The organism is Thermobifida fusca NBRC 14071 = JCM 3263 (genome assembly GCF_001592045.1).
Taxonomy (GTDB): Bacteria; Actinomycetota; Actinomycetes; order Streptosporangiales; family Streptosporangiaceae; genus Thermobifida; species Thermobifida fusca.
Map to the genome: position 1 here is coordinate 61,768 of NZ_BCWB01000005.1, position 23,962 is coordinate 85,729.

A 23,962-nucleotide genomic window follows, 5' to 3' on the forward strand; every position below is an offset into this window, starting at 1 on the left:
CTTTGCAGAGCAAATGGTTTTCCCCGCCCCTACCCGTGGTCTGCCGAGGCGCACCCGCGGGCGGTGCCCAGGGCACGGCACGCTCCCAGGTGCCAAGGGTGTGGACGGGGTGCTGATGGGGCCGGTGCCTGGCTGCCCCGCACGGGCACGCCGCGGGGCACGGCCTGGTCGTCGCGGCGGACGTCCGCCGTCGGGGTTAATGATCAACGCCGCGAAAGCCGCGAATCTTCCCTTCTCTTGGGGCTTCCGCACCTCCAGCAGACCTGCCCTCTCCCCCACTGCGGACTGCGGGAGCCCGCCCGGCTGGCTTGTCTGTTTGAGGCTCTGCTTGGTTCGTGGTTTCCCTCATTCTGGACGGCGACGCTGTCCGCCGCATGACGAGCGTATGGAGCGTGGCGAGGACTGCGAGCTCCCCTCCACCTTGGTTGCGTCTGCTTACGCACGTGCGCTTCCTCAGCGGCAGGCGTGGCACTGCGGAGCGGCTCTGTGGAGGCCAACGACGCCTGCTTCCCGGTGGGGACGATCCTTATTTCTCCCCTGCACGTGCGGCAGCGGATCAGCGAGAGTTCCCCTGCCCGGGCCACACACGGCAACACCGAGCGTTACACGACCAAGTGCTGTCGGGACTGTGACTCTGACTCTCTCAACCTGACCGCCTCGACGGACAGGGAGGGCTGCGACCTGGATGGCGTGTCACCGTCGCTACGAACCGCCACCCGATGTCGATCAACGTGCGGTGGGTGATCGCTCCCAGTTGTGGGGAACGTATCCGTGGCCTTCCAGCCAGGCGCGGATCCCTTGGGCTGGATAGTCAATGGTGTTCTCGGGCAGGTGGTGCGGATCGGCCCACACGAGTGGGCCGCACTTGTGCGGTTCGGCGTTGACCGGTTCGCCTTCCCAGTGGGTGGCAACGAAGAACGCGCCGAGTCGCGCTCGTCCGGGACGTCGATAGTGGTGGACGATGGTGGCGAGGCGGAGCGTGTCGGGGTCGACGGTGATGCCGACTTCTTCTCGAAGTTCGCGGGCCGCGCCCTGGTGGAGGGGTTCTCCTTCTTCCAGGTGGCCTGAAGGAAGGCGCAGCATCCCGTCGCAGTATCCGGTGTTCTGCCTTCGATGAGCAGGATTTTTCCCTGCGCGGCAGGATCACGTGGACGTCGACGATGCTGCGGTAACGCTCCGGCATGGCTGGTTTCGAGGGCAGTGAGGGGTTGTGTCGGTGGGACGACAGCGCTTCACGGGTGCCTCAGAGGCCAGAAACCGCATTTTCCCATCTGTACTGCGGTTATGGACCATTAAGGACACCAAAAGACCTTAATATGGGTTTTGCGCTTGTTGTCGACCAGTGGGGAGGCCTCAGCGGCCGCATGGCCGCAGGCTGGAGAGTCTGCTGTCGACGCCAAGACTGTGCTTGGGGCGTACTGAGGCGGTACACCTTGGCAGGTGCCGTACCCGGCCGGCCGTCTTGCCTGCGCTGGGGTGGTGGGTCGGGTCGCTCACCGCTTCCCGATCGCGTGACAGCCTGGACAAGCAGAGCAGTCGCTTCGCTTGTGGGCCCCGTGGAGTACCCGTGCCTTCGACACCCACTCCCCTCGTGTGACACACTGCCACACTTCACTCACAAAAAGTTTGAGTGTCTCGGTGACTTCTTTCGCATCTCTCTTTCACGAGATGCAAGACACGTTTTCTTTTCGTCGGAGACGCGATTTTCCCACCGCGGCACTGCCTAGCGCTCTGTGACATCCTTCATCGCTAAAAAATCAACAACCACGCCCAAAGTGTGCAAGCAGCGCAGATAGTGCGGCACAATAGATCCCGTCAGCGATCTCAAGTGTTGGTGTTGAGGGCGGACAATCGCTGACAAAGCTCTGGGGGGTATATACCCCCCAGAGCTTTTCTCTTTTGGGCTGCGCGACGCGCTGGGGAGGCCGTGGAGTTCTCGGGTTCGCGCCCGCGACTTTCCGCGAATGGGCAATGGCGCGGTGCAGCGCTGCACCGGAGACTGCGGGGTTACCCCGGCCGGCACGACTCCCCCGACCTCTCCCGCTGACGGAACCCGCTGGCCCGCCCAGGGCACGGGACGCGCTCCCCTCGCCCCCAGCAGAGTAAGCGTGTTGCGGTCCGTCTTACTGGACGCACCCTCCGCAGCGCTCACCGCCAGGAGTCAGAACACGGGAGTACCGCAACGGATCAAACCCCGGATTCCACGGCGGCGGCACTGGACAAAAACACACTCATCACGCTCCGGAAAAGGAGCACACGACCAGACATACCCTCATCTCCTTACTCAGGACCAAACTCTCTCCTATTCGCTGTGAATCGGACTTCAAAAATCACGCATTATTCCCTCCGCCTCGTTTACTGAAATACGATACTCCGGTAGTGCTCTAACGAACGGGATATCCAGTCGCCGTGCGCGCGGCAGCGCTCCCCCTGCTCCTATTTCCGAAAACTCCTCCAACGGGAACGGAGTCAGCCCGCTTTTCCCTCACGTCGGCAGTGCAGCCAGAGCACGGCGGCAGCACCCCGGAACGGGGTCGGGGAACGCGCCGACTACGCATGCGCGCTGGATACTCAAGGCAGCCTCAAAGACCACATCCAAGCGCTGCAGAACTGGATAACTACAGGTCAACTCCAGGAATCCCGCGTTCCTGCCCCTCTTCCCGACGACGGCTCCCAGCCCTCCCGAAACGGGCTCGGCCACGAGTCCGGCACAGCCTGTCCAGGCATGCCACCAACGCACCACCCCTCTCCATCAGGAGGGACCGCAGGGGTTTCCCCTTCTCACATCGCTTCGCATCAGGATTTTCTCGAAAAACGAGGAAATGTCTCATACTCACCGTTTCACACCGGCGACAACTTTCCGTAACCGCACCCCGACACAGCGGAATAAACCCCTGGTGTTGAGCTTTCGCCTCAAAACACAGACATGCTGCAGGTCTGACCTTATTCAGAGAATCTGGCATTCAGCAGCATTCCTGGCAGGTCCACAAAATCGTCTCTTTCCTAAGACGGGAGAAGCGTCGGAAACCTTGCCTCCCCTGCCCTGGTTTTCCACCGCCTCCCGGCCGGTATTCCGTTTTAGGCTGTTCACGACCTCCGCTTGCGGAACAGTGCCGCGACCGGGAAGAGCACCGCGAACCCTACAAGCGAGGTGACGACCACCATCACCACGATGCGGGGGTCGGCGAAACTCTGGGTGGCCACTACGGTGGCCGCCGCAATGTTCCGCTGCGAAGTTCCCAGTCCGAGCACCTCCCGGAACCGGGCATCCGAGCCGCCGAGCAGGTAGCCGATCCCGAACGCGCCCCCGATAACCAGCAGCGCGGGCAGCAGCGCCCCCTGCACCACCAAGTCGGTGATGGCTGTGGAGTTCGCTAGGACTGTGGCCGCCACGAGCAGCAGCAGGGCGACCGTCGACGTTTTCGTCAACACGGGCCGCAGCATCTGCTCCCATGTCGGACGCCACTCCCGCAACACCATTCCCACCGCGAGCGGCAGCAGCATGGTCACCAGCAGCGGGACCGCGATCGCTCCCGCAGAAACCGTGGTTCCCGACACGAGCAGCGGCACCACGATCGGCATGGTGAGGACGGTGACCGGCAGCAGCACCACGAGCAGTGCGGTGCTGGAGCCCATCTCCCCTTCCGCGACTTCGGTGAGTTTGATGAGGAACGGCGCCCCGGCCGCGGTGGCGACGAGCAGCAGCCCGGTTGCTAGCGGCGGGGCGAGCGGCATCAGCCGGGTCACGGCGACGGCGAGCAGCGGCACCAGCACGAAGTTGGCGGCCACGGCCCGCACCACGCGGGAGGTGGCGCGCAGCCGCTGTACAAGCTCTCTTGCGGGGTTCCCCAATCCCACGGACAGCATGGAGGACACGGAGAACACCACGACTGCCGCGTCGATGAGGACGGGGAGAAGACGCATCAGTCCGGCTCGCTCACGGCCGGGGCTCCTTCGGTGCGGGGCCGCGGCAGGCCCACGTGGGTGGTCGGGAAGGGCAGCAGTTCCGCGTCGATCCGCTCCCAGGCTTCCCGCAGTTCGGCGAGCACTTCGGGATGCTGTCCGGCAATATCAGCTCGTTCCCGGCCGTCCACGGTCACGTCGTAGAGCAGGTGGTAGTCGCCGTAGTGGCGCGGCCAGTTGCCGAGCACGGCGCGGTCCCGCCGGTCACGCAGGTATTTGAACCGGCCTCGCCGCAGCGTCCCCTGGTTGGAGGTGCGCCAGAACAGGTCGTGGGCGGGAAAGTCGGCGCCGTCGACCAGCCATGGCAGCAGGTCCACACCGTCGAGCGGCCAGTCGGGGTGCGGTTCGGTTCCCGCGGCGGCGAGCAGGGTCGCTGTCCAGTCCATGGTGATGACGGGATGGTCGCTCACCTGGTTTCCGGCTATCGCTTCCGGCCAGGCCACGATGAGCGGGACACGGATGCCGCCTTCGGTGAGGTCGCCTTTCTCCCCCACGAACGGCCAGTTTTTCGACCAGCGTTCCCCACCGTTGTCGGAGGAGAAAACGACGATAGTGTTGTCGGCGGCCCCGGCCCTGTCGAGAGCGGCCAGGACCTGTCCGATGCCCGCGTCCATGGCTTCCACAAGTTCGCCGTATTTAGCGATCGAACCGCCGTCCAGGTGCATCAGCGGGGAGTGCTCCCATCTCTGCTGGTAGCGGCGGCGGATTTCTTGTCCGACTTCGTGGTCGTCGGGTCCTTCCCACGGCCAGTGGGGCGCGGTGTAGTTGAGTTGCACGTAGAACGGCCGGTTGCGGTGCGCGGTGATGTATTCAGCGGCCCGCTCGGAGATGATCTCCGTGTAGTAGCCGACTTCCTCAACCGGGGTCTCCCCTTCGTACAGGTCGGCTTTGCCAAGAGTGTCGACGTGTTCGAAGTAGTCGAGGGCCCCGTCGAAGTTCCCGAAGAAGGTTTCGAAGCCGATCCGCAACGGGCTGTACCACGGCAGCCAGCCGCAGTGCCATTTACCGAACATGGCGGTGGCGTACCCGGCCTCAACGAGAAGTGAGGAAAGGGTGGGGTGGCCTTCCGGGATGCCGTTTTCCGGGGAACGGGTGACGAGCGGTTCTTCGAGGCCGGCTTGCAAGCGTCCCGGGTAGCGCCCCGTGTACAGACTGATCCTGGTGGAGGAGCACCAAGGTGATCCCGCATAGCCGTGGGTGAACCGGATGCCTTGGGCGGCCAGCTGGTCGAGGTTGGGAGTGCGGATAGTGGTGGAACCGTAGCAGCCCAGGTCGGCCCAGCCGAGGTCGTCGGCGAGGATGAACAGGATGTTGGGGGGTTGGTCGGGCCGTCCCTGGCGAGTGCTTTCGAACGCGCGTTCCCTGTTTCCAGGCACGGTGACTCCCTTCATTCCCAACTGTCGGTGCCGCCCCGGCTACCCCGGTTGGGAAGTGGTATGCGCCGCCACCGTGCAGACTCAGCGGGGCTGCTGATGGAGTGGGCTCGCGGGCTCCGCGGACGGTTTCGCCGCCATCATCCGCTCGTTGCCACCTGGGATGGGTGCTGGTTTCGCGGCGTTGATTTCTCTCGGGGGTTCTGGTGCGATGGTGGACACTGTTCTTCGGGGAGCCCTGTTTGCGGACCATAAGCAACCCACGAGCCGCTGGTGTCCTCCATCGTTGTCGCGTTTGCGGTGTAACCGTTCTGCGAGGTTACTGGCCTGCTCGCTTATTTCCGGTGCAGGGATTCCCCGTAGCGAGGGCCGCGATGAGGAGGAGGCCGCGTCCGGTTTCGGCTTCGACCCATTCGGCCGCGGTGCGCTCGCAGGGGATGCGGGGCGTGGTGTCGGTGGTGCCGTCGTCGACGACGGCTAAACGCAGCCGGTTGTGGGCGGGCCGGGTGAGGGAGCGCACGACCCGGCCGCCTTCCTGACCGGAGCGGGTGTGTTCGACAGCGTTGGCGAAGGCTTCGCTGGCGCACAGCTCCACCGCGTCAACGAGGCCGGCGGGCAGGTGCGGGAGTGCGGCCAGGTCAGCGCGGATCTCAGAGCGCACCCGGGAAGTGTGGGAGAGGTCGCCGGGGTAGATCCGGCACGGCCAAACCCCCTTCACGGAAGGCGCGGATGGTGGATGATGCGGCATCATGGACATGTCGGCAACTCCTGTCTGAGAGCGGTTGGTTGCTGGCCACGCTCCGGGGGTGGGGCCAACACCCGCCGGAGCCCTAGCCATGCACGAAGACGGGTCGCTGTTCGGATTCGCGGATCGTTCATAGCGGCCACGGACACGGGTGCGGCGTGTCCGATGCTTGCTCGGTGAGGCGGTGCTGCACAGTCCCGCTCAGAGGTAGAGAACGGCAAGGACGGCGTGGCGGAGAGGTCGAAGCGGTTTCTCGCGGTGTTTCTGGTGTTGGTGACGTTGAACCCGTTGCCACGCGGGAACCCAGAAGACCTGGAAATCAGGACAGGAAGATCAAATCTCGTGTGTATCCGAGCACGCGATTACCGACGTCTCTAGACTCCGTTCCTGTCTCGAGCAATCCGCTGCTCTTCCTCCCGCTGTCCTGATACAGATCTGCCTGATCTACAGCAAGAAGCCGCCGTTCCTGCAAGTAGTTGCTGCTCTCCAGCCATGAGCTTTCTCCCGCAGCTCGAGAGTGAGATCCCCTCTCGAGATCATTTTTTCACCTACAGTAAAGTGAATGAGAGTTACAAATACAAGTCTCATTTGAGAGTTGTCCAAGTTGTACCCACATGCGAAGAACAGGCAGGATTCAGGGATGGACCGCAATCCGACACTCGCCCAGTGGCAGCTCGCGCAGGAACTGAGGCGATTGCGCGGCGATCGCAAGTTCAGCGAAGTCGTGAAGGCAGCCAGAACCACTGGTGGCAGCCTGGCGAGATGGGAGACGCCGGGAGATCGCGGTGCTGTCCCAGGCCCAGCCGCGTTAGAGCGCCTTCTCCAGATCTACGGGGCCGAAGACCAACTAGAACGCCTGCTCTCCTTGCGAAAGGAAGCGCGGCAACCAGACCGATGGCAGCCCTACGGCCTAGAGCGTAGCTACCGGACATACGCGAATATCGAGTCTCAGGCGACCTCGATCGAGTACTACCAATCCCAGATCGTTCCTGGAATTGCCCAAACTGAGGCGTATGCTCGCGCGGTGATTGAAGCGACACTCCATCCCAGCAGTGATGTGGACCGCGAGGTCCAGGCCCGAATGGAGCGTCAGCGTGTTCTCTCAAAGCCGGAGCGTCCCGATCTTTGGTTGATCATCGCCGAAGGAGCTCTTCGGCAACAGGTGGGAACGTCTCAGGTGATGGCAGATCAGATTGACCGACTGATCGAGTTGTCTCAGGAACCGGGTATCACCTTGCAGGTGTTGCCTTTCACTGCAGGCGCACACGTAGCGATGCGCCTAGCTGGGTTTGTAATCATGAGTATTGCTCAACATGGGATCACCACCGTATACATCGAAGGTCAGAACTCAGGCATGTTCTTCACAGACTCAGAAGATCTCGCTGAGTACGGGATGATCTTCAACCGGCTCCGCGCAGCTTGTCTGGATGAAGGACGGCCGACTCGTACCCTGCTGGAACGCATTGCACGTGATCATCGGAGAGGAGAAGGGTAAATGCATCCTGTTCCTGAGAGCGATTGGTTTAAATCCAGCTATTCCCAAGGTGAAGCTGCCTGTGTCGAAGTTGCTCACCTTCCCACCATCCCCTCCCGCAAGCTCTCACACAGTGCTAGCTCGGCGGCTGGGGCGGCGATCCGTGACAGTAAGCATCGGGAACTCGGCTCACTGGTGTTTCCTCACTCCGAGTGGCAGGCGTTCCTCGACGCGGTGAAGGAACGCGGTTTCTGACACCCTCACAGAGCTTCCTTCACAGCAATTTTCCTTCCTAATGCTTGCTGTGGTACGGCTATATCTCTGGGGCCATGACCGTCCGTGACGATACGTTTGAGGAGGTCGATTATGTAACGAGGATTGTCAGCCCAGTCGTTGGGATCGTTGACGATTCCTGATGCCTTGTCAGTCTTAAATTGGCAGCGGTCAATAATCCATTCAATTGCGGATCGTGCACCGAGCTGGTAGCGATAGGCTTCTTCCGGGATATTGGGAAGCATAATCCAAGTGTTGTAGATAATTGTAGAGCGGCCCACCTTTCCCTTTACTCGGGGAAATTCCATCTTGGCAACTCGGTACAGTTCTCTTAGAGGAATTTCCAAAGATCTCGGTTTTACTTCCTCAAGAATACCACCATAAGGCTCAACTTTTTTATGATTTAGATGCAAATCGGTTGATTTACGTCCAGCCTCAACAAATCCGTAAAAGTTTTGGACTTTAGGAATGCAAGGAAGAGACTTTTTCAAATCAGACGCAAAAAGATTCCTATATTCAGGAGAGCGAAGAATACTATAAATATAGTAGAAAATTTCGTCTTTGACTGTGTTAGGATTATTATAAACAGCTCGATGCCCTATTAGAGCAGCATTGGTAATGTTATCTACTCGCTCACATCTTTCATTCCCCAAAGTTTAAACCACTGTCAACGCTTAGATCTCGATAGGTGTATCGAGCAAAGTACAGACCGACACTCTTCGCACCGACAGCAAGAAGATCAGGAACAACATGGGAATCAGACAAGATTGACATCTTCTCCAGGAAACACCAATTCAACAATTCGAAACTGCAACCAACAAAATAAAGATTGCAATTAATGATTCATTCATCCCAATAGAACAAAAATAAAATTAATCAAAACATTAGAATCAAAACCCGCAACCCACATCAAACATATGGATGTTAACGCAGCACACATACGTGTACTGTGGTGGCATGGACAGGACCGCGCACTCTGCTGACGAACAGTTGGTCACCGCGGCGGACATTGCCCGGCTCGCCAGGGTGACCAGGGCTGCCGTGTCGAACTGGCGGCGCCGCCACGACGACTTCCCCGCTCCGGTCGCGGGTACCAAGTCCAGCCCGCTGTTCGCACTGTCGCAGGTGCGCGCCTGGCTGGACCGCCAGAACAAGGGGTACGAGGAATCCGGGGAGGTCCGGCTGTGGCATGCGCTGCGTGCCGAATACCCGGACTCGATGGCCCGGGGGATCTGCGACATTGTCGAAGCGCTGCGCGACGACGCAGAACGCGACTCTGCTGCCCTGCAGATCGCCCGGGAACTCGCCAAGGAAACCTCGACCACCGAAGTGCTCACCGCCCTGGTGGACCGGCTGCGCAACTCTCCGCAGCGCGGCGATACCGACACCTCCTCCACGTCCCGCCTGGTGCGGGCCATCACCCAGGTGGCGGGGAAGGACGCGACCAGCGTGTTCGACCCGGCGTGCGGACTGGGGTCGCTGCTGCTGGCTGTGGGCGCGCCCGACGCGCAGCGCACCGGACAGGACATCGACCCGCATGCGGCTCGGCTCGCTCAACTCCGCGCCGAGCTGGAGTACTCCACGACCGCCGAAGTGCGGGTCGGTGACTCGCTGCGTGCCGATGCCTGGCCGGACCACCGGGTGGAGCTTGTCGTCTGCGACCCGCCGACCTCCAACGCGGATTGGGGGCGTGAAGAGCTGCTGCTGGACACGCGGTGGGAGCTGGGGCTGCCGCCGCGGGCCGAGGCTGAACTGGCCTGGCTGCAGCACGCCTACGCGCACACCGCACCCGGCGGGCGGGCCATTGTCGTCATGTCCACGTCGGCCGCCTACCGCCGCACGGGTCGTCGGATCCGTTCCGAGATGGTGCGGCGTGGCCTGCTCACGGACGTGATCGCGCTTCCCGCCGGGTTGGCGTCCGCGCACTCCCAGCCGGTGCACTTGTGGGTGTTGCGGCGCCCCACTTCGGAGTCGGATGCCGCCACCGAGGTGCGCATGGTCGACATGTCGGATGCCGACCTGGAAGGGCCGTTGGAGCCTGCAGAGCACCAGCAGGCCACGGTGCCCTTGATCGACCTGTTGGACGACCTGGTCGACTTGACACCGGCGCACCACATCGTCCAACCGGTTCCCGACCACTTTGCGGAATACCAGGCAGTCTGCGACGAGCTGCGCGAGGTTCTCGACGCGTTGGCGCAGACCCTGCCCGCGTTGGCGGAAGGGGACCGGGATCTGGGCGGTGCCCAGCTGCGGGTCGGTGAGCTCATCGACAACGGCCTGGTCGAAGTGGTCGGAGACAAGCTGCGGTCCACCAGCGACCAGTTGGACACCGACTTCCTCAACGGGTTCCTGCGGAGCGCGGCGAACGTGCGCCGGTCGACGAGCGCCAGCGGCGTGTTCCGCACTGATGCCCGGTCGGCGCGCATGCCGCAGATGGATGTGGCGGAGCAGCGCCGCTACGGGGAAGTGTTCCGCACGTTGGACGAGTTCGAACGGCAGGCGAAACGCGCGGCGGAACTGGTGTCGCAGACGGTGCGGCTGGCACGTGAAGGCCTCACGAACGGGGCCCTGGTACCCACTGATCCGGAGCGGGAGTAGTCGCCCCGCCCTGTGCGGGTGGACACGGCCCATTGGGTAAGCGCTCTCCGCGGTCTTCTCGGCTGGGAAGGCCGCGGGGGCGCTTTTCTGTTGCGTGGGCACCCCGGCCGGGGTGCGCCGGTGTCTGCGCGGAGTGGTCAGCCGCCGATCGCGGACATGGGGCGGCTCGGCTGCAGGAAACTGGGGTCGTTGATGCCGTGGCCGGGCAGTTTCGTGGCGACGGCGGCCCGCCATCGTTCGGCGAGTTCGGTGTCGCTCGCGCCCGCGCGCAGCGGGCCGCGCAGGTCGGATTCTTCGCGGGCGAACAGGCAGTTGCGGACTTGACCGTCCGCGGTGAGCCGCACCCGGTTGCAGGCTCCGCAGAACGGGCGGGTCACGGAGGCGATCACGCCGACGGTGGCCGGGCCGCCGTCGACCAGGAACAGTTCTGCGGGGGCGCTGCCGCGCTGGGCGGTGTCTGCCGGGGTGAGGGTGTAGGCCTGGCTGAGCCGGTCCAGGATCTCGTCGGCGGTGACCATGGTGGCGCGCTGCCAGCGGTGCTGGGCGTCGAGCGGCATCTGTTCGATGAACCGCAACTGGTAGCCGTGTTCCAGGCAGTAGGCGAGCAGGTCGGGTGCTTCGTGGTCGTTGATGCCGCGCATGAGGACCGCGTTGACTTTGACCGGGGTGAGTCCGGCGTGTGCGGCCGCGGCGAGCCCGGCGAGCACGTCGTCCAGCCGTCGGCGGCGGGTGAGTTTTTCGAAGGTGTCGGCGTCCACCGTGTCCAGGGAGACGTTGACCCGGTCCAGGCCTGCCTCGGCAAGGGCGGGGGCGAGCCGGGCGAGGCCGATCCCGTTCGTGGTAAGCGCTATCCGCGGGCGGGGTTCCAGGGCGGCGGTGGCGGCGACGATGCCGGGCAGGCCGCGGCGCAGCAGCGGCTCCCCGCCGGTGAACCGCACTTCACGGATCCCCAGCAGGGTGACCCCGATCCGGATGAGGCGGACCACTTCGTCGTCGGTGAGCAGCTCCGGCGCGGGCAGCCAGTCCAGTCCTTCCGGCGGCATGCAGTAGGTGCACCGCAGGTTGCAGCGGTCGGTGAGGGAGACGCGCAGGTCGGTGGCGACCCTGCCGTAGGAGTCGGACAGCACCGGGGTCACCTCCTCGGAAGCGGCGGCTGGGCCCCTCTACCTTAGACAGCCCGCTGGCGGCGCACACGTGGGCGGTGGTTGGGGTGGAATGCCCCGTTATCGTCGGTGGGCGACAAGGCACGGACAACAGGAAGGGGCGTGGCGTGATCAGCGTGCGCGACTGGAACCTGCCCGGCGGGCCCAAGGGCGCAGAGCGCCTGCACGTGCGGGCGTGGGCCCCGGCTGCCGGCGACCCCGCCTTCTTGGTGGTGCTGGTGCACGGCTACGGCGAGCACATCGGGCGCTACGAGCATGTGGCGCGCTGGCTGTGCGAGCATGGCGCGGTCTGCTACGGGGTGGACCACCGCGGGCACGGCACCTCCTCGGGGGAACGGGTGCTCATCGACGACTTCGCGGGGATTGTGGAGGACGTGCACCGGGTGGTCACCCAGGCGCGCACCGCCTACCGGGCGCTGCCGCTGGTGGTCGTCGGGCATTCCATGGGCGGGCTGATCGCGGCCCGCTACGTGCAGACCCATCCAGAGGAGGTGTCCGGGCTGGTGCTGAGCGGGCCGGTGCTCGGCGAGTGGGCGGTCGTCGACGAGCTGCTGGCCCACGACGAGATTCCCGAGGTGCCGATCGACCCGGCGACCCTGTCGCGTGACCCCGAGGTGGGCGCGGCCTATGCCGCCGACGAGCTCGTGTGGCACGGCCCGTTCAAGCGGCCCACTCTGGAGGCCTTCCGCGTGGAATTGGCGCGCGCTACGGCGGCGGGGAAGGTGGAGGCACCTCTGTTGTGGCTGCACGGCTCTGACGACGCTCTGGTGCCGTTGGAGGGCACGGTGCGGGGGATTCTCACCCTGGCGGGGCCGGACACGACGGCGCGGATCTTCCCGGGGGCGCGGCACGAGGTGTTCAACGAGACCAACCGCGACGAGGTGCTCGGGGAAGTGGCGCGGTTCGCGGCGCGGATCGCCGCGCAGGCGCGCGACAGCGGGTGAGCTGGTATTTCCCTACCCCGGTTGGCGTTGCCGGAAGCGGACACGCCAGGATCGTCCCCATGACGCGACCGATAACCCCCGGTGAGTCCCCCGCTTTTTGGCGGTCGCTAGTCCACCGGACCCTCATCACTCCCCTGCTGCCGCAGCCGAGGCTGCGGCGCCTCGTCCAACTGTGTGTCGGCTTGTACCTGTTCGGGCTCGGCCTGGCCGCCCAGGTGGCGTCCGGGCTGGGTGCCGCCCCGTGGGATGTGCTGCACCAAGGCCTGCACCTGCGGACCGGCTGGTCGATCGGCACGTGGGTGATCATCACCGGCGTCATCGTGATCCTGCTGTGGATTCCGCTGCGGCAGCGCGCCGGGTTGGGCACTCTGCTCAACGCGACGGGGATCGGGGTGGCGTTGGACGTCTCGCTGCTGTGGCTGCCTGCCCCGGACGGGCTCGTGGGGCAGGTTGTGCTGCTCGTCGTGGGGATTGTGGCTGTGGCGGCGGGCGGCGGCATGTACATCGGTGCCGGGCTCGGCCCGGGGCCGCGGGATGGTCTGATGACCGGGCTGGCGGAGCGCGGCATGTCGATCTCGGTGGCCCGCACCTTGATCGAGGTGGCGGTGGTGGCGGCCGGGTTCGTCCTGGGCGGCACGGTGGGGGTGGGCACCCTGGTGTTCGCGCTGGCAATCGGGCCACTCACGCAACTCTTCTTGCCGCCATTCCACGTGGATCGGCGTGTGGCGGGATAGCGTGGAGGCGGTTCCCCGGAACCTTCACTATCAGCGAACAGGACATTACACGCGAACTACGCAATGAGATTCTTTCATACCCTTCTTTCCACCGAAATCTCCCCCTTCCGGGGCGTTGTGTCGGGAACGTGACCTATACATCGGTCTAGGTGGCAGCAGACGCTCTCCGGCAGGACTAACGTTGCCTGCAACGGAGTCCGGGAGCGCAACACGGAGATCCTCCGCTACCGCGTCCCCGTTTTTCAGTGACCCGTCCATACGGGGCCATCCACGAATGTTTGATGGGGGTGATCGGCGTGTCCGCACTGATCGAGGACTACGCAATGATCGGCGACATGCAGACCGCTGCCCTGGTCGGGCGGGACGGGTCAATCGACTGGATGTGCCTTCCACACTTCGACTCCCCCGCATGTTTCGCCGCTTTGCTGGGAGACGAACAGAACGGCCACTGGTGGATCCGTCCTGTCGGGGTTGACCCCAGGTCTACTCGCCGCCGCTACCGCCAGGACACTCTGATCCTGGAAAACGAGTGGGATACCCCAACCGGTACCGTGCGCCTCATTGACTTCATGCCCCCACGCGGTGGCCACCCCCACCTGGTGCGGATCGTCGAAGGCGTCAGCGGCACCGTGCAGATGAAGACCGCTATCCGCCTGCGCTTCGACTACGGCAACGTGGTGCCGTGGATCCACCGCGTCGACAGCGAGGTGGTAGCTGTCGCCGGGCCCGACTCGGTGTGGCTGAGCGGCCCCGTACCGCTCGAAGGCCACAACTTCATGCACGACGCCGTCTTCACGGTCACGGCAGGCCAGCGCATCCCCTTCGTCATGGCCTGGCATCCCTCCCACGTCGAGGAATCCGACCACCTCGACGCGGAGAAAGCCCTCGCCCAAACCGAGCGTTTCTGGCGCGACTGGGTGTCCAAGTGCACCTACCAGGGCCGCTACCGGGAAGCCGTGGTGCGCTCCCTCATCACCCTCAAGGCGCTCACCTACCGGCCCACCGGCGGTATCGTGGCGGCGCCCACCACGTCGCTGCCTGAAGACATCGGCGGGGTCCGTAACTGGGACTACCGCTACTGCTGGCTGCGGGACGCCACCATTACCCTGGAGGCGCTCATCCGCAGCGGCTACACCGACGAGGCGCACGCCTGGCGGGAGTGGCTGGTGCGGGCCGTGGCCGGCGAACCCCAGCACATCCAGATCATGTACGGGGTGCGCGGCGAACGGCGACTCGCCGAATGGGAAGCCGACTGGCTGCCCGGCTACGAGAACTCTCGGCCAGTGCGGATCGGCAACGCCGCCGTGAACCAGTACCAACTGGATGTCTACGGCGAAGTCATGGAAGTGCTCTACCTGGCGCAAAAGGCGGGCATGGCCGCGGGAGAGCACGTGTGGGGCCTGCAGCGTTCCCTCGTCAACTACTTGGAATGGTGTTGGTCGGAGCCCGATGAAGGCCTGTGGGAGGTGCGCGGGCCGCGCCAGCACTTTGTGCACTCCAAGGTCATGGCGTGGGTGGCGGCCGACCGGGCTGTGCGCATGATCGAAGAGTACGGCATGGAAGGCCCGCTGGAGCGGTGGAAGGCGCTGCGGGACACCATCCACGCCGAGGTGTGCGAATACGGCTACGACGCGGAACGCAACACCTTCACCCAGTACTACGGCAGCCGGGAGCTGGACGCCGCACTGCTGCTCATCCCTGAAGTGGGCTTCCTGCCCTACGACGACCCGCGGGTCATCGGCACTATCGAGGCGATCCGCGAAGAGCTCATGGTCGACGGTTTCGTGCTGCGTTACCGCACCGGCATCGAAGACGGTGCCGACCAGTTGCCGGGTGACGAAGGTGCCTTTCTCGCGTGCAGTTTCTGGATGGCGAACGCGCTGCTGTCCATTGGCCGGGAAAAGGAAGCGCGGGAACTGTTCGAACGGCTGCTGTCGCTCCGCAACGACGTGGGACTGCTCGCGGAAGAATACGATCCGCGGCTGGGCCGCCAGGTCGGTAACTTCCCACAAGCGTTCAGCCACTTCCCGCTGGTGACCACGGCACTCAACCTGTCCCACCACGACGGATACCGGCGCAGCGAAACTGACTGATTAAATTCCGCCACAATGGGTTAGTAGGGGTGGCCATGGGAGTGATCACGGCCATGGCCACCAATCTCACAGATTTCGCGGTACAAAGCTGGCCGCAAGGGGTCGCGCTGCTCAGCGCGCTTGTGCTCTGCTCCCTGATCGGTTTAGAACGGGAATGGCGTAACAAGAACGCCGGCTTGCGTACCAACACGCTCGTCGGGCTAGGGTCCGCGCTGTTCATGCTCGTCGGTAAGTACGGGTTCGGCGACGTGATCGTCGACGGGCTGATCATGCTGGACCCCTCCCGGGTCGCCGGGCAGATCGTGTCCGGTATCGGCTTCATCGGCGCCGGGCTGATCTTCGTGCGCCGCGACATGGTGCGCGGGCTCACCACCGCTGCGGCCGTGTGGGTGTCGTGCGCGGTCGGTATGGCGTGCGGTGCCGGACTGTGGCTGCTCGGCCTGTGGGTGACCGTCGCCTATTTCATCGTCGTACTCGGCTATCCCCCGCTGCTGCGGCTGCTCACCCGTTCCCAGCCCGCCATGTCCCTGTTCCGGGTCACCTACGACGACGGGCGCGGCATTCTGCGCTCGATCCTGGCACAGGCCACCCAGTACGGGTTCACTGTCCACAATGTGGCCACCCAGCGGCAGATCACCCGTGACGGGCGAGCCGTCGTCGACGTGGATTTGGTCCTCGCGGGGAAAACCCCCACAAGAGACCTGGCCACGGGACTGTCGGAAACCGACGGGGTGCACCGGGTACGGGTCCTCCGCCCGGACGAGGCCGACTAAAGCCTCCACACGCTCAACCACACTCCCACGGCCAGGCAGGGCACGACCAACAGCGCGAACAGCAGTCCCGGCCCCGCCCACAACGCCCCGGTGCCGTAGGCGGCGTAGACCAGCAGCGCCACCACGCTCCGCCCCGCCTCCGCCAGGGACGCGACCGTGGCACGTACTCGGCTGCTGACCTGCTCGTGCATCCGGTTTTCCACGGCCACGGCCGCCCATGCACCCGCCCCGAACCCGGCCGCGACCCCTACCATGCCTGCAGGGTGGCCGCTGAGCGCTCCAGCCACGAGCAGCAGCACGCCCGCGCACAGGATCGGACCCGTCCACCGGGTGCCGCGGCCCGCACACCACTGGCCTAGGGCAGTGCCCGCACTCACCAGCACCACCAGTGGGGCCACCGCCCAGTCCGCGGCCCCGGTGGCGCGGGCCAGCAGCGGAAGATACTCGTCCAACGCGTCCACCACGGTGAGCGCTGCCAACGCCCCCATCACACCTACCAGGGCGGGGGTGTGGCGCAGGCGCGTCCACACACCACTCCAGGCTCCCCGCTGCCGCTGTTCGCCGGCGACGGGACGGTGGCGGGGAGTCTCAGGGAGGAGCCCTGCAGCAAGCGCGGCGAGCACACACGCGGCGACACTCGCTGCCCCCACTGCGGCATAGCCGCCGATGAGCAGCAGCGGTCCAGTGAGCAGGCCGGAGGCGAGCACAGCCCCCGTAGCCAAAGCTCGGGAGCGGCCGATCAGCCGCGGATAGTCGGATGTCCTGCCCGCGGCGGCGAGAGTGTCGTAGACGAGCGCCTGGAACGCGCCGGAGCCTAACGCGCCACCCGCACCCCACAGCACGAAACCCGCGGCGAACACGGGAAAGGAAGGGAATAGGGTCCACAGCGCGAACGCCGCACCGGCGAGCAGCGGTGCTGCAGCCACCAGGGGGCGGCGCGCCCACCGGTCCGCGAGCAGCCCAGACGGAACCTCGAACGTGAACGCCACCAGCGTCCACAGCGCAAACAGCGCGGAAATCTGCCCGTCAGTTGCCCCGGTGTCGGCGAACAGCAGCGCATACACCGGGTAGAGCGGAATCAAGTCCTGGAAGAACGCGTAGGCGTAGACGCCCCACGTCAACCGGGCTTCGGGTGCGGGTCAATACTGCCAAGCCATGGGCCCACTCTAATCCACAGTTTGGTGGGCAGGAGACGGCGCCACGCCACCTCAACTTCCCCTTCCGCCCTGCAGCCAGGCAGGAGCGTTTTGCTACCAATTCCGGACGCTTTTGAACCTATCTCGAGTGTCACAGTAGTCCTGGCATGTCCCGACGACGGCACACCGACTCCCCAGTAACCGGGGTGCGGCACCGAACACACGGCCCGCCCGTCGGATCTGACTGAATAGGTTGAGCACACCCCGCAGGCTCCCGCTGGAGGGCTGACGTGACAGGGCAGGTACTAGACGGCCGCTACCGGCTCGTCGAACGACTGGGCTCTGGAGGCATGGGAGAAGTCTGGCGCGGCCACGACGAACGGCTAGGCCGCACAGTGGCGATCAAACTCATCCACCCGGGGGCGAGCGTAGACGACGAAGCCGTCGCCCTCTTCCGCCGGGAAGCGCAAGTGACCGCACGACTCGCCGGACACCCCAACATCGTCATCCTCTACGACTACGGCACCGACGGGGACACCGTGTACACGGTCATGGAACTCGTCACCGGCTGCTCGTTGAGCGCCCTGCTGCGCGAACGGGGACGCCTCCCCGTGGAATTAGCGGTGCGGTGGGGCGCCCACGTGTGCGCGGGACTGGCCGCCGCGCACGCGGTCGGCGTGGTCCACCGTGACATCAAACCCAGCAACCTCATGGTGGTGGACGCGGACGCCCCTGACGGAGGCACCGTCAAACTCGTGGACTTCGGCATCGCGGGATTCCACGAAGCCGCGTTGCACCAGCGCACCCTGCCGCCCACCGGGGAACCGTTCGGCACCCCCTTGTACGTGTCGCCCGAGCAGATCCAAATGCTTCCCGTGGGGGCCTTCAGCGACCTGTACTCCTTCGGGGCGGTGCTGTTCCACATGCTCACCGGGCAGCCCCCGTTCCACGCCGCCGAACCGATGCCGGTGCTGCGCATGCACTTGACGGAACCTCCGCCCAACCCGGCTGAGCTGCGCCCCGACGTGCCAGCGGAACTCGCGGAGCTCGTGCTCATGCTGCTCGCAAAAGACCCCGGCCAGCGGCCAGACAACGCCCTGTGGGTCCGTGACCGGCTGCTGTCCCTGTCTGGCACCTCTCCCCCAGCCTCAGCGGCCTCCCCGACCGAATCAGCGTCGCGGGAGGCCCAGATGCGACGGCTCGAGCAGAGCTGGGTGGAAGCAGAACGTCTCGCTGCAGCGGGGCAGGCCGCTGCAGCAGCGCAGCGGATCGGTGCCCTCCTCGGCGAGCTCGCCGCCATCTACGGGGCTGACCATCCCGCCACGTTGGAGGCCCGCCGTCGCCACGCTTCCCTCACCAGCCGAGCCGGGGACCCGGAGCGGGCCGCCGCCCTCTTCGACACTCTCGTCGCTGACCTGGACCGGATCTACGGCCATGCCCACCCGGAAACGTACGCTGCCCGGCACCATCTCGCTGCCGCCACCGAGCAGGCGGGGCGCCGGGCCGAAGCCGCGGTCCTCCGCAGCGAACTCGTTGACGCGCTGACCGCCCAGTACGGGCCGCAGGCCGCCCGCCTTCTCCACCCTCGGCTGTTTTACGCCGTGGACCTTGCCGAAGCAGGCGATTTCACGGGCGCCGAAAAACTGCTGCGGGATCTCGCCGCCGCACTAGAGCAGCAGCTTGGTGCCCACACTCCCGCGCTCCAGATCGTCCACCACTACCTGGATGTGGCCGCTGCTTTCGCATCAGAGACGGCTGGCGCGGAGCCGCCCCACCCCAACCGGTTCAGGGAGAGCACGCGGCTGGACGGCCGACCACCGCCCCACCCGCTGCGGCAGCGGCTGACCCGCTGGCTGCGCTCCACCACTGAACTGTGACCAGTGTCCGACTTGGCGCGAAACCGCCGCTGTTGTCTTAGCCCGCCGCTATGGTTTCCGCCATGCCACGACCGTTGCACGAAATCATGGAGAGCGGGTGGGCCGAGGCACTGGAGCCCGTGGCCGACCGTATCGCGCAGATGGGTGACTTTCTGCGGCAGGAGGTGGCCGAAGGCCGCACCTACCTGCCTGCTGGGGAGAACGTGCTGCGCGCCTTCCAGCAGCCTTTCGACCAAGTGCGGGTGCTCCTTGTCGGCCAGGACCCCTACCCCACGCCGGGGCACGCTGTCGGGCTGAGCTTCTCCGTCTCCCCCGAAGTGCGCCGCCTGCCGGGCAGCCTGCGCAACATTTTCCTCGAATACACCCAAGACCTCGGGTATCCGATGCCGTCCAGCGGGGACCTCACCCCGTGGGCGGAACGCGGCGTGCTGCTGCTCAACAGGGTGCTGACCGTGACCCCGCGCAAACCGGGATCGCACCGCGGCAAAGGCTGGGAAGCCGTCACCGACCAGGCGATCCGCGCCCTCGCTGCACGCGGCAAACCACTCGTGGCCATCCTGTGGGGCCGGGACGCGCGCAGCCTACGCCCGCTCATGCCGGACGTGCCGTGCGTAGAGTCCGCCCACCCCAGCCCCATGTCGGCGCACCACGGCTTCTTCGGTTCCCGCCCGTTCAGCCGCGCCAATGCCCTGCTGGAACAGCAGGGCGCCGAACCCATGGACTGGCGGCTGCCCTAGCCGAGTCCAAGGGCTGCGGCCCTAGGCGCGAGGAAGCCTTGCTGGCTGGGGTAGTGAAGGGTACCGCCCGATCTGCCCTCGCACCCCAGCCGAAACAGCAGAAGGTCCGCGGCGGCACGTTCTGCCCGTGCGGAAGCAGGCCCCGTGGACCGCAGCCTCCCCCTGGCCAGCAGGGTTCGCCAAGAATCCCCGCGTGCGGGACGTGCGGAGTCCCGTTCCCGGTCAGGGGGAGGTCACGCACAGTTCGTTGCCTTCAGGGTCGGCGAGCACCACGGTCCCCTCGCCGTCGGGTGTGCGGGTGTCGACCACGAAAGTGGCGCCCAATTGGATGAGCCGGTTGATCTCCTTGTCCCGGTCGTCTTCCACCGGACTCAAATCCAAGTGGAGTCGGTTTTTCACCATTTTGCTCTCCGGTACCCGCTGAAACGTGAGCTTCGGCTGACCGTCGGGGGTGTCCACGCACACCCGGGCATCACCGGGCCTGCTCCCCGGAGCGATCACGGCGCCCAGCGCTCCCGCCCAGAATTCGGCCAGCGCGTAGGGATCAGCGCAGTCGAAGGTCACTGCCCGAATCACCGATCGCATTCCTATTTCCTTCCAAAAGTGGACGCAGCCGCATGAGCTTGTGCCCATCATGGAATTTGGGCAACCGTCACGGAAACGCCACAATAGAGAGCCCCTCCCACGCCATCGTCGGAAGGCAGCATCGTAGTGAAGAAAACCCTCTCCTATGCCGACGCCCTGCGGATCCTCGGCGGGGAAGACGGCTCGTCCCTCGGGGAATTAGGAGAAGCACTCACCAAAGGGACCCTGAGCGCGCTGGGTGTCCCAGACGTGCTGGGGTTGCACGATCGCCTGATCCGACACGGCCAAAACGCCATAACCGGCATCCGGGAGAAACTCACCGGGGTCAGCCGGTGGGACCGCACCGAACGTGTCGCCGCCGCTGACCTGATCCTGCGGATCACCGCGTTCTTCAACGCGTTAGCGGAGCTCCTGGAGCAGCACCATTGCCCGTTCACGCTGCGGGACCTGCGTTTCACCCGGGACGAGCAGTACCGCCTGTTCTCCGATGTGCTGCGCGGGATCGAGCAGGACACGCCGACGCTGCCTCCAGCGTCGGGCGGCCCTGAGCTGGCCACGCCTTACCGTAAGGCCGCAGGCGTCCTCCTTCTGTTCCTCCGCGGACTCGAGGTGTGGGATCGTCTCGACGACGCTGAACGCACTCGCGTCACTGAGACTCTGGAAGAACTCCCTTCGCGAGCGTGCCGCCGCCATATCGAGCTGTACCGAAAGCTCGCCGCGGACGTTCCGGAATTCGGGGTGTGGGCCAATTTTTCTGCTCATGAGAAAACCCAGGAGCAGATTACGGAAATCAGCACCGGACTGGATGAACTAGCCCAAATACTCCAGAAACTGACGACATCCCGGAGTCGACGCCGACTTACCGAACTGGAAAACCTCTACCAGGCGATACTGGACAAACCAATACTCGACGCCAGTGAAGCCCCCAATGGGGTCGTTCTGCCATCGGTGCGCGACGCCTACCTGGACCTGGGAGGTCTTCTCCGATTCACCGACGAGAACGCCACCCCTTCGTCTGAGGCGTGGTGGCACGAAGCCACCCGATACGACAACTTGCAGCCCCTGTTGGCGTCGCTGCTCACCCAGCGCGAATGCCTGCTGCGGCCGATCGTTCTACTCGGCCATCCCGGGGCAGGCAAGTCACAGCTCACCCGGATGCTTGCTGCTCGGCTGCCGCTCGGGAACTTCCTGCCGTTGCGCGTGGAACTGCGCTCGGTTCCCGCTGATGCTCCCATCCACACCCAGATCGACGAGGGAATCTCCGCAACCTTGCACGCCCGCACCTCATGGCGGGATCTGGCCGACGAAGCCCAGGATGCGCTGCCCGTGGTGATCCTCGACGGCTTCGACGAACTCCTCCAAGCCACCGGGGTCAACCGGTCCGACTACCTCGAACAGGTGCAACGCTTCCAGGAGCACCAAGCCGACCTGGGTCGTCCCGTTGCTGTGATCGTCACTAGCCGAACCGTGGTAGCTGAACGCACCCGCTTCCCCTTCGGGATACCGGTGATTCGTCTGGAGCCGTTCACCGACGCGCAGATCGCCCATCTGACAGACGTCTGGAATCGGGCCAATACTGCCGCGCTAGCCGAGCGGGGCTTGCACCCGATCACTGCCGACAGTCTGCTGCGCTACCGAGACCTTGCGGAGCAGCCGCTGCTGCTCTTCATGCTGCTGATCTTCGACGCCGATGCGAACGCACTCCAGCGGGAGACTGCCGACCTAGGTCGGGCAGGCCTCTATGAGAAGCTCCTGACTTCATTTGCGGAACGCGAGGTCCGCAAACACCATCCTCACCTGTACGGAGAGGAGTTGGCTCAGGCTGTCGAAGATGAACTGCGCAGCCTCGAAGTCGTGGCCATCGCAATGTTCGCTCGCCACCAGCAGTGGGTGAGTGCCGAGCAATTGGAAGCCGACCTGGCAGCACTGTTTCCCGGAGCCGGGGTCCATGCCGAAGAAACTGGATTAAGCGGTCATATCACGACGTCTCATCAAGTCCTGGGCCGGTTCTTCTTCGTACACGAAGCACGCGCCATTCAACAGGGAGATACTCGCAGCGTCTACGAGTTCCTCCACGCCACGTTCGGGGAGCACCTGGTCGCGCGGGCCGTCGTCAATGAACTCGCCCGCTTGGTCGAGGACCGCGCCTACTACGCGCGTAGGCGCGCCCCGCTCCCGGAGAACAGCGACTTCCTCTTCTACGCCTTCACCTCGTTTGCCGCACTCGCGGGACGCGCAGCCATCGTTGAATCTGCCGCGGAACTGCTCGCTGTGAAAGCCGCCGATGCCCGGGAACGCGCCGCATACCGCTCCCTGTTGGTGGACATGTTCCGGGAGGCTCCTTATCCGCGTCCCTTCCCGAAGCGGGATTACCAGCCCTTTAAGGCGACCATCACGCACCGTCTTGCTGCCTACACCGCTAACCTCGTCACTCTGCTTGTGCTCATCGCCGACGAGATTGACCTGTCCGAACTGTTTCCTGACTCCGGGCCTCCCTGGCTGCCCTGGCGAGAACTGGTCGGAACGTGGCGCTCCCTGCCCGGTGATGACTGGTACGGCTTGTTGGACACGGTACGGATGCGTCACCTGGGGCACTGGGGTGAGGACGAGACGCCGCGTGCCTTGCTCTGCCGAGAACAGCGGACACCCGTGAATGTCGGCGAATGCGTGGGCTTCGAGCTGCGGGTCAACGCCAGCGGACGGTTGGAGATCACTAACCCGTACCGGCTCACGGTGCCCTACCCCAATGAGACTTCGCGCATGCTGCGCTCTGTAAGCCTCCTCATGCAGGGGTGGTCGGCACGCCTGGTGCTCATGGTGGGCCCCTATTTGGAGCATGGGGGATCCACCATAGGAACCTGGGCTATGGAGGAAGCTGTCTACTCGGATCCTGACGAGGAAGAAGCTGAAGACGCTCACCTTCCTATTCCGGTCTCGTGGATGCCGAGCAGCGACATCCTCGAACTCCGGCTGGGCCCTTGTGGGGTCCCGGAGACCGCTGCAAGCCGACTCTTCCGCTACCAGCGGATCTTGGAGTGGTCCCTCAGCAGGGGATTTGTACTAGGCCGCCACGAATGGGCAGCCCTACGCCAGGCTGGGGAAGAACTCGCTGCCATACAGGATGCGACCACAGATCCCGTGTTTCGGGAGGTTTACCAAAACTTGCGTGTGATCATCGAGGCCCACTTGCACCGCGTTGAAAAGGTCATGCCCAAACGGAAACTCCTCGAGCCGGTATTGGAGACGCTCCGCCCTCATCTGAACGACCCTTCGGTCATCGACCGGATCTTAGACCTTGCTACTAGCTAGTAGCGATATCCGAAAACGCTATTGCAACGACGCTCGCAATAGCTCTTCACCGTCTCGTACCCGTTCCGTTATCACGAAAAATCCTAAAAAGCCCCGGGCGGCCCCTATGGAGGGCCATGATGGTTGCCGGGACTCGGTAGCCTGCTGCCGGCAGCCGTTCTGCGGTGCCGGGCACTTTGGCGAAC

18 protein-coding genes are annotated in these 23,962 nt (G+C 64.7%); 10 read left to right on the plus strand and 8 right to left on the minus strand.

Annotated features, from left to right (window positions below; translation table 11 throughout):
* Positions 1-726: 726 nt before the first annotated feature.
* From TF1_RS00945 to TF1_RS00960, 4 genes are all read right to left on the minus strand, one after another.
* Positions 727-1,083, minus strand: a complete 357-nt coding sequence (locus TF1_RS00945) for an NUDIX domain-containing protein (RefSeq protein ID WP_061783523.1) — start codon at positions 1,081-1,083, stop codon at positions 727-729.
* A gap of 2,004 nt (positions 1,084-3,087) precedes the next feature.
* Positions 3,088-3,924 (minus strand): bile acid:sodium symporter family protein, encoded by an 837-nt coding sequence (locus TF1_RS00950; RefSeq protein WP_011291788.1) that lies wholly within the window; start codon positions 3,922-3,924, stop codon positions 3,088-3,090.
* Positions 3,924-5,339, minus strand: a complete 1,416-nt coding sequence (locus TF1_RS00955) for a sulfatase family protein (protein WP_255266119.1) — start codon at positions 5,337-5,339, stop codon at positions 3,924-3,926. The genes TF1_RS00950 and TF1_RS00955 overlap by 1 nt, the downstream gene beginning before the upstream one ends.
* Positions 5,340-5,655: 316 nt before the next feature.
* On the minus strand, positions 5,656-6,093 hold the full coding sequence (locus tag TF1_RS00960; RefSeq protein ID WP_061783525.1) for an ATP-binding protein: 438 nt from the start codon (positions 6,091-6,093) through the stop codon (positions 5,656-5,658).
* A 628-nt stretch (positions 6,094-6,721) separates the two neighbouring features.
* Here TF1_RS00960 and TF1_RS00965 point away from each other — a divergent pair.
* Both TF1_RS00965 and TF1_RS15670 read left to right on the plus strand, forming a co-directional pair.
* Positions 6,722-7,576: a helix-turn-helix domain-containing protein gene (locus TF1_RS00965; protein WP_016188606.1), complete on the plus strand. Its 855-nt coding sequence runs from the start codon at positions 6,722-6,724 to the stop codon at positions 7,574-7,576.
* Complete coding sequence (locus TF1_RS15670; protein WP_016188605.1) at positions 7,577-7,810, plus strand: DUF397 domain-containing protein; 234 nt, start codon at positions 7,577-7,579, stop codon at positions 7,808-7,810.
* 5 nt (positions 7,811-7,815) lie between these two features.
* Here TF1_RS15670 and TF1_RS16215 read toward each other — a convergent pair whose 3' ends face one another.
* Positions 7,816-8,481 (minus strand): type ISP restriction/modification enzyme, encoded by a 666-nt coding sequence (locus TF1_RS16215; RefSeq protein WP_218016124.1) that lies wholly within the window; start codon positions 8,479-8,481, stop codon positions 7,816-7,818.
* A 304-nt stretch (positions 8,482-8,785) separates the two neighbouring features.
* On the opposite strand from TF1_RS16215, the gene TF1_RS00970 reads away from it, so the two are divergent.
* Positions 8,786-10,426, plus strand: a complete 1,641-nt coding sequence (locus TF1_RS00970) for an N-6 DNA methylase (protein WP_061783526.1) — start codon at positions 8,786-8,788, stop codon at positions 10,424-10,426.
* 137 nt (positions 10,427-10,563) lie between these two features.
* Here TF1_RS00970 and moaA read toward each other — a convergent pair whose 3' ends face one another.
* Positions 10,564-11,553 (minus strand): GTP 3',8-cyclase MoaA, encoded by a 990-nt coding sequence (gene moaA / locus TF1_RS00975; RefSeq protein ID WP_061783535.1) that lies wholly within the window; start codon positions 11,551-11,553, stop codon positions 10,564-10,566.
* Between the two features lie 143 nt (positions 11,554-11,696).
* On the opposite strand from moaA, the gene TF1_RS00980 reads away from it, so the two are divergent.
* The 4 genes from TF1_RS00980 to TF1_RS00995 all read left to right on the plus strand — a co-directional run bounded on the left by TF1_RS00980 (position 11,697) and on the right by TF1_RS00995 (position 16,133).
* Complete coding sequence (locus TF1_RS00980; RefSeq protein WP_011291781.1) at positions 11,697-12,533, plus strand: alpha/beta hydrolase; 837 nt, start codon at positions 11,697-11,699, stop codon at positions 12,531-12,533.
* A 59-nt stretch (positions 12,534-12,592) separates the two neighbouring features.
* Complete coding sequence (gene yczE / locus TF1_RS00985; protein WP_061783527.1) at positions 12,593-13,267, plus strand: membrane protein YczE; 675 nt, start codon at positions 12,593-12,595, stop codon at positions 13,265-13,267.
* A gap of 281 nt (positions 13,268-13,548) precedes the next feature.
* On the plus strand, positions 13,549-15,360 hold the full coding sequence (locus TF1_RS00990; protein WP_016188599.1) for a glycoside hydrolase family 15 protein: 1,812 nt from the start codon (positions 13,549-13,551) through the stop codon (positions 15,358-15,360).
* A 35-nt stretch (positions 15,361-15,395) separates the two neighbouring features.
* Entirely contained in the window at positions 15,396-16,133 is a 738-nt protein-coding gene (locus tag TF1_RS00995; RefSeq protein WP_011291778.1) for an MgtC/SapB family protein, read from the plus strand.
* Here the strand turns inward: TF1_RS00995 and TF1_RS01000 are convergent.
* Positions 16,130-17,254 (minus strand): MFS transporter, encoded by a 1,125-nt coding sequence (locus TF1_RS01000; protein WP_061783528.1) that lies wholly within the window; start codon positions 17,252-17,254, stop codon positions 16,130-16,132. The two genes, TF1_RS00995 and TF1_RS01000, sit on opposite strands and share 4 nt — an antisense overlap.
* A gap of 305 nt (positions 17,255-17,559) precedes the next feature.
* Here TF1_RS01000 and TF1_RS01005 point away from each other — a divergent pair, with 305 nt between their 5' ends.
* Together TF1_RS01005 and TF1_RS01010 are read left to right on the plus strand one after the other, a co-directional pair.
* On the plus strand, positions 17,560-19,146 hold the full coding sequence (locus TF1_RS01005; protein WP_016188597.1) for a serine/threonine-protein kinase: 1,587 nt from the start codon (positions 17,560-17,562) through the stop codon (positions 19,144-19,146).
* Between the two features lie 62 nt (positions 19,147-19,208).
* Positions 19,209-19,883, plus strand: a complete 675-nt coding sequence (locus tag TF1_RS01010; protein WP_038043641.1) for a uracil-DNA glycosylase — start codon at positions 19,209-19,211, stop codon at positions 19,881-19,883.
* Positions 19,884-20,105: 222 nt separating this feature from the next.
* Here TF1_RS01010 and TF1_RS01015 read toward each other — a convergent pair whose 3' ends face one another.
* Positions 20,106-20,468, minus strand: coding sequence for a VOC family protein (locus TF1_RS01015; RefSeq protein WP_011291774.1), 363 nt, complete (start codon positions 20,466-20,468; stop codon positions 20,106-20,108).
* Between the two features lie 126 nt (positions 20,469-20,594).
* On the opposite strand from TF1_RS01015, the gene TF1_RS01020 reads away from it, so the two are divergent.
* On the plus strand, positions 20,595-23,777 hold the full coding sequence (locus TF1_RS01020) for an NACHT domain-containing protein (RefSeq protein ID WP_061783529.1): 3,183 nt from the start codon (positions 20,595-20,597) through the stop codon (positions 23,775-23,777).
* Positions 23,778-23,962: the final 185 nt, after the last annotated feature.

What these genes read in the sequence shown, in the direction of transcription:
- TF1_RS00945 (WP_061783523.1), bottom strand. Translation starts at nt 1,083, where the DNA reads ATGCTGCGCCTTCCTTCAGGCCACCTGGAAGAAGGAGAACCCCTCCAC.
- TF1_RS00950 (WP_011291788.1), bottom strand. Translation starts at nt 3,924, where the DNA reads ATGCGTCTTCTCCCCGTCCTCATCGACGCGGCAGTCGTGGTGTTCTCC.
- TF1_RS00960 (WP_061783525.1), bottom strand. Translation starts at nt 6,093, where the DNA reads ATGTCCATGATGCCGCATCATCCACCATCCGCGCCTTCCGTGAAGGGG.
- TF1_RS00965 (WP_016188606.1), top strand. Translation starts at nt 6,722, where the DNA reads ATGGACCGCAATCCGACACTCGCCCAGTGGCAGCTCGCGCAGGAACTG.
- TF1_RS15670 (WP_016188605.1), top strand. Translation starts at nt 7,577, where the DNA reads ATGCATCCTGTTCCTGAGAGCGATTGGTTTAAATCCAGCTATTCCCAA.
- TF1_RS00970 (WP_061783526.1), top strand. Translation starts at nt 8,786, where the DNA reads ATGGACAGGACCGCGCACTCTGCTGACGAACAGTTGGTCACCGCGGCG.
- yczE (WP_061783527.1), top strand. Translation starts at nt 12,593, where the DNA reads ATGACGCGACCGATAACCCCCGGTGAGTCCCCCGCTTTTTGGCGGTCG.
- TF1_RS00990 (WP_016188599.1), top strand. Translation starts at nt 13,549, where the DNA reads ATGGGGGTGATCGGCGTGTCCGCACTGATCGAGGACTACGCAATGATC.
- TF1_RS00995 (WP_011291778.1), top strand. Translation starts at nt 15,396, where the DNA reads ATGGGAGTGATCACGGCCATGGCCACCAATCTCACAGATTTCGCGGTA.
- TF1_RS01010 (WP_038043641.1), top strand. Translation starts at nt 19,209, where the DNA reads ATGCCACGACCGTTGCACGAAATCATGGAGAGCGGGTGGGCCGAGGCA.
- TF1_RS01015 (WP_011291774.1), bottom strand. Translation starts at nt 20,468, where the DNA reads ATGCGATCGGTGATTCGGGCAGTGACCTTCGACTGCGCTGATCCCTAC.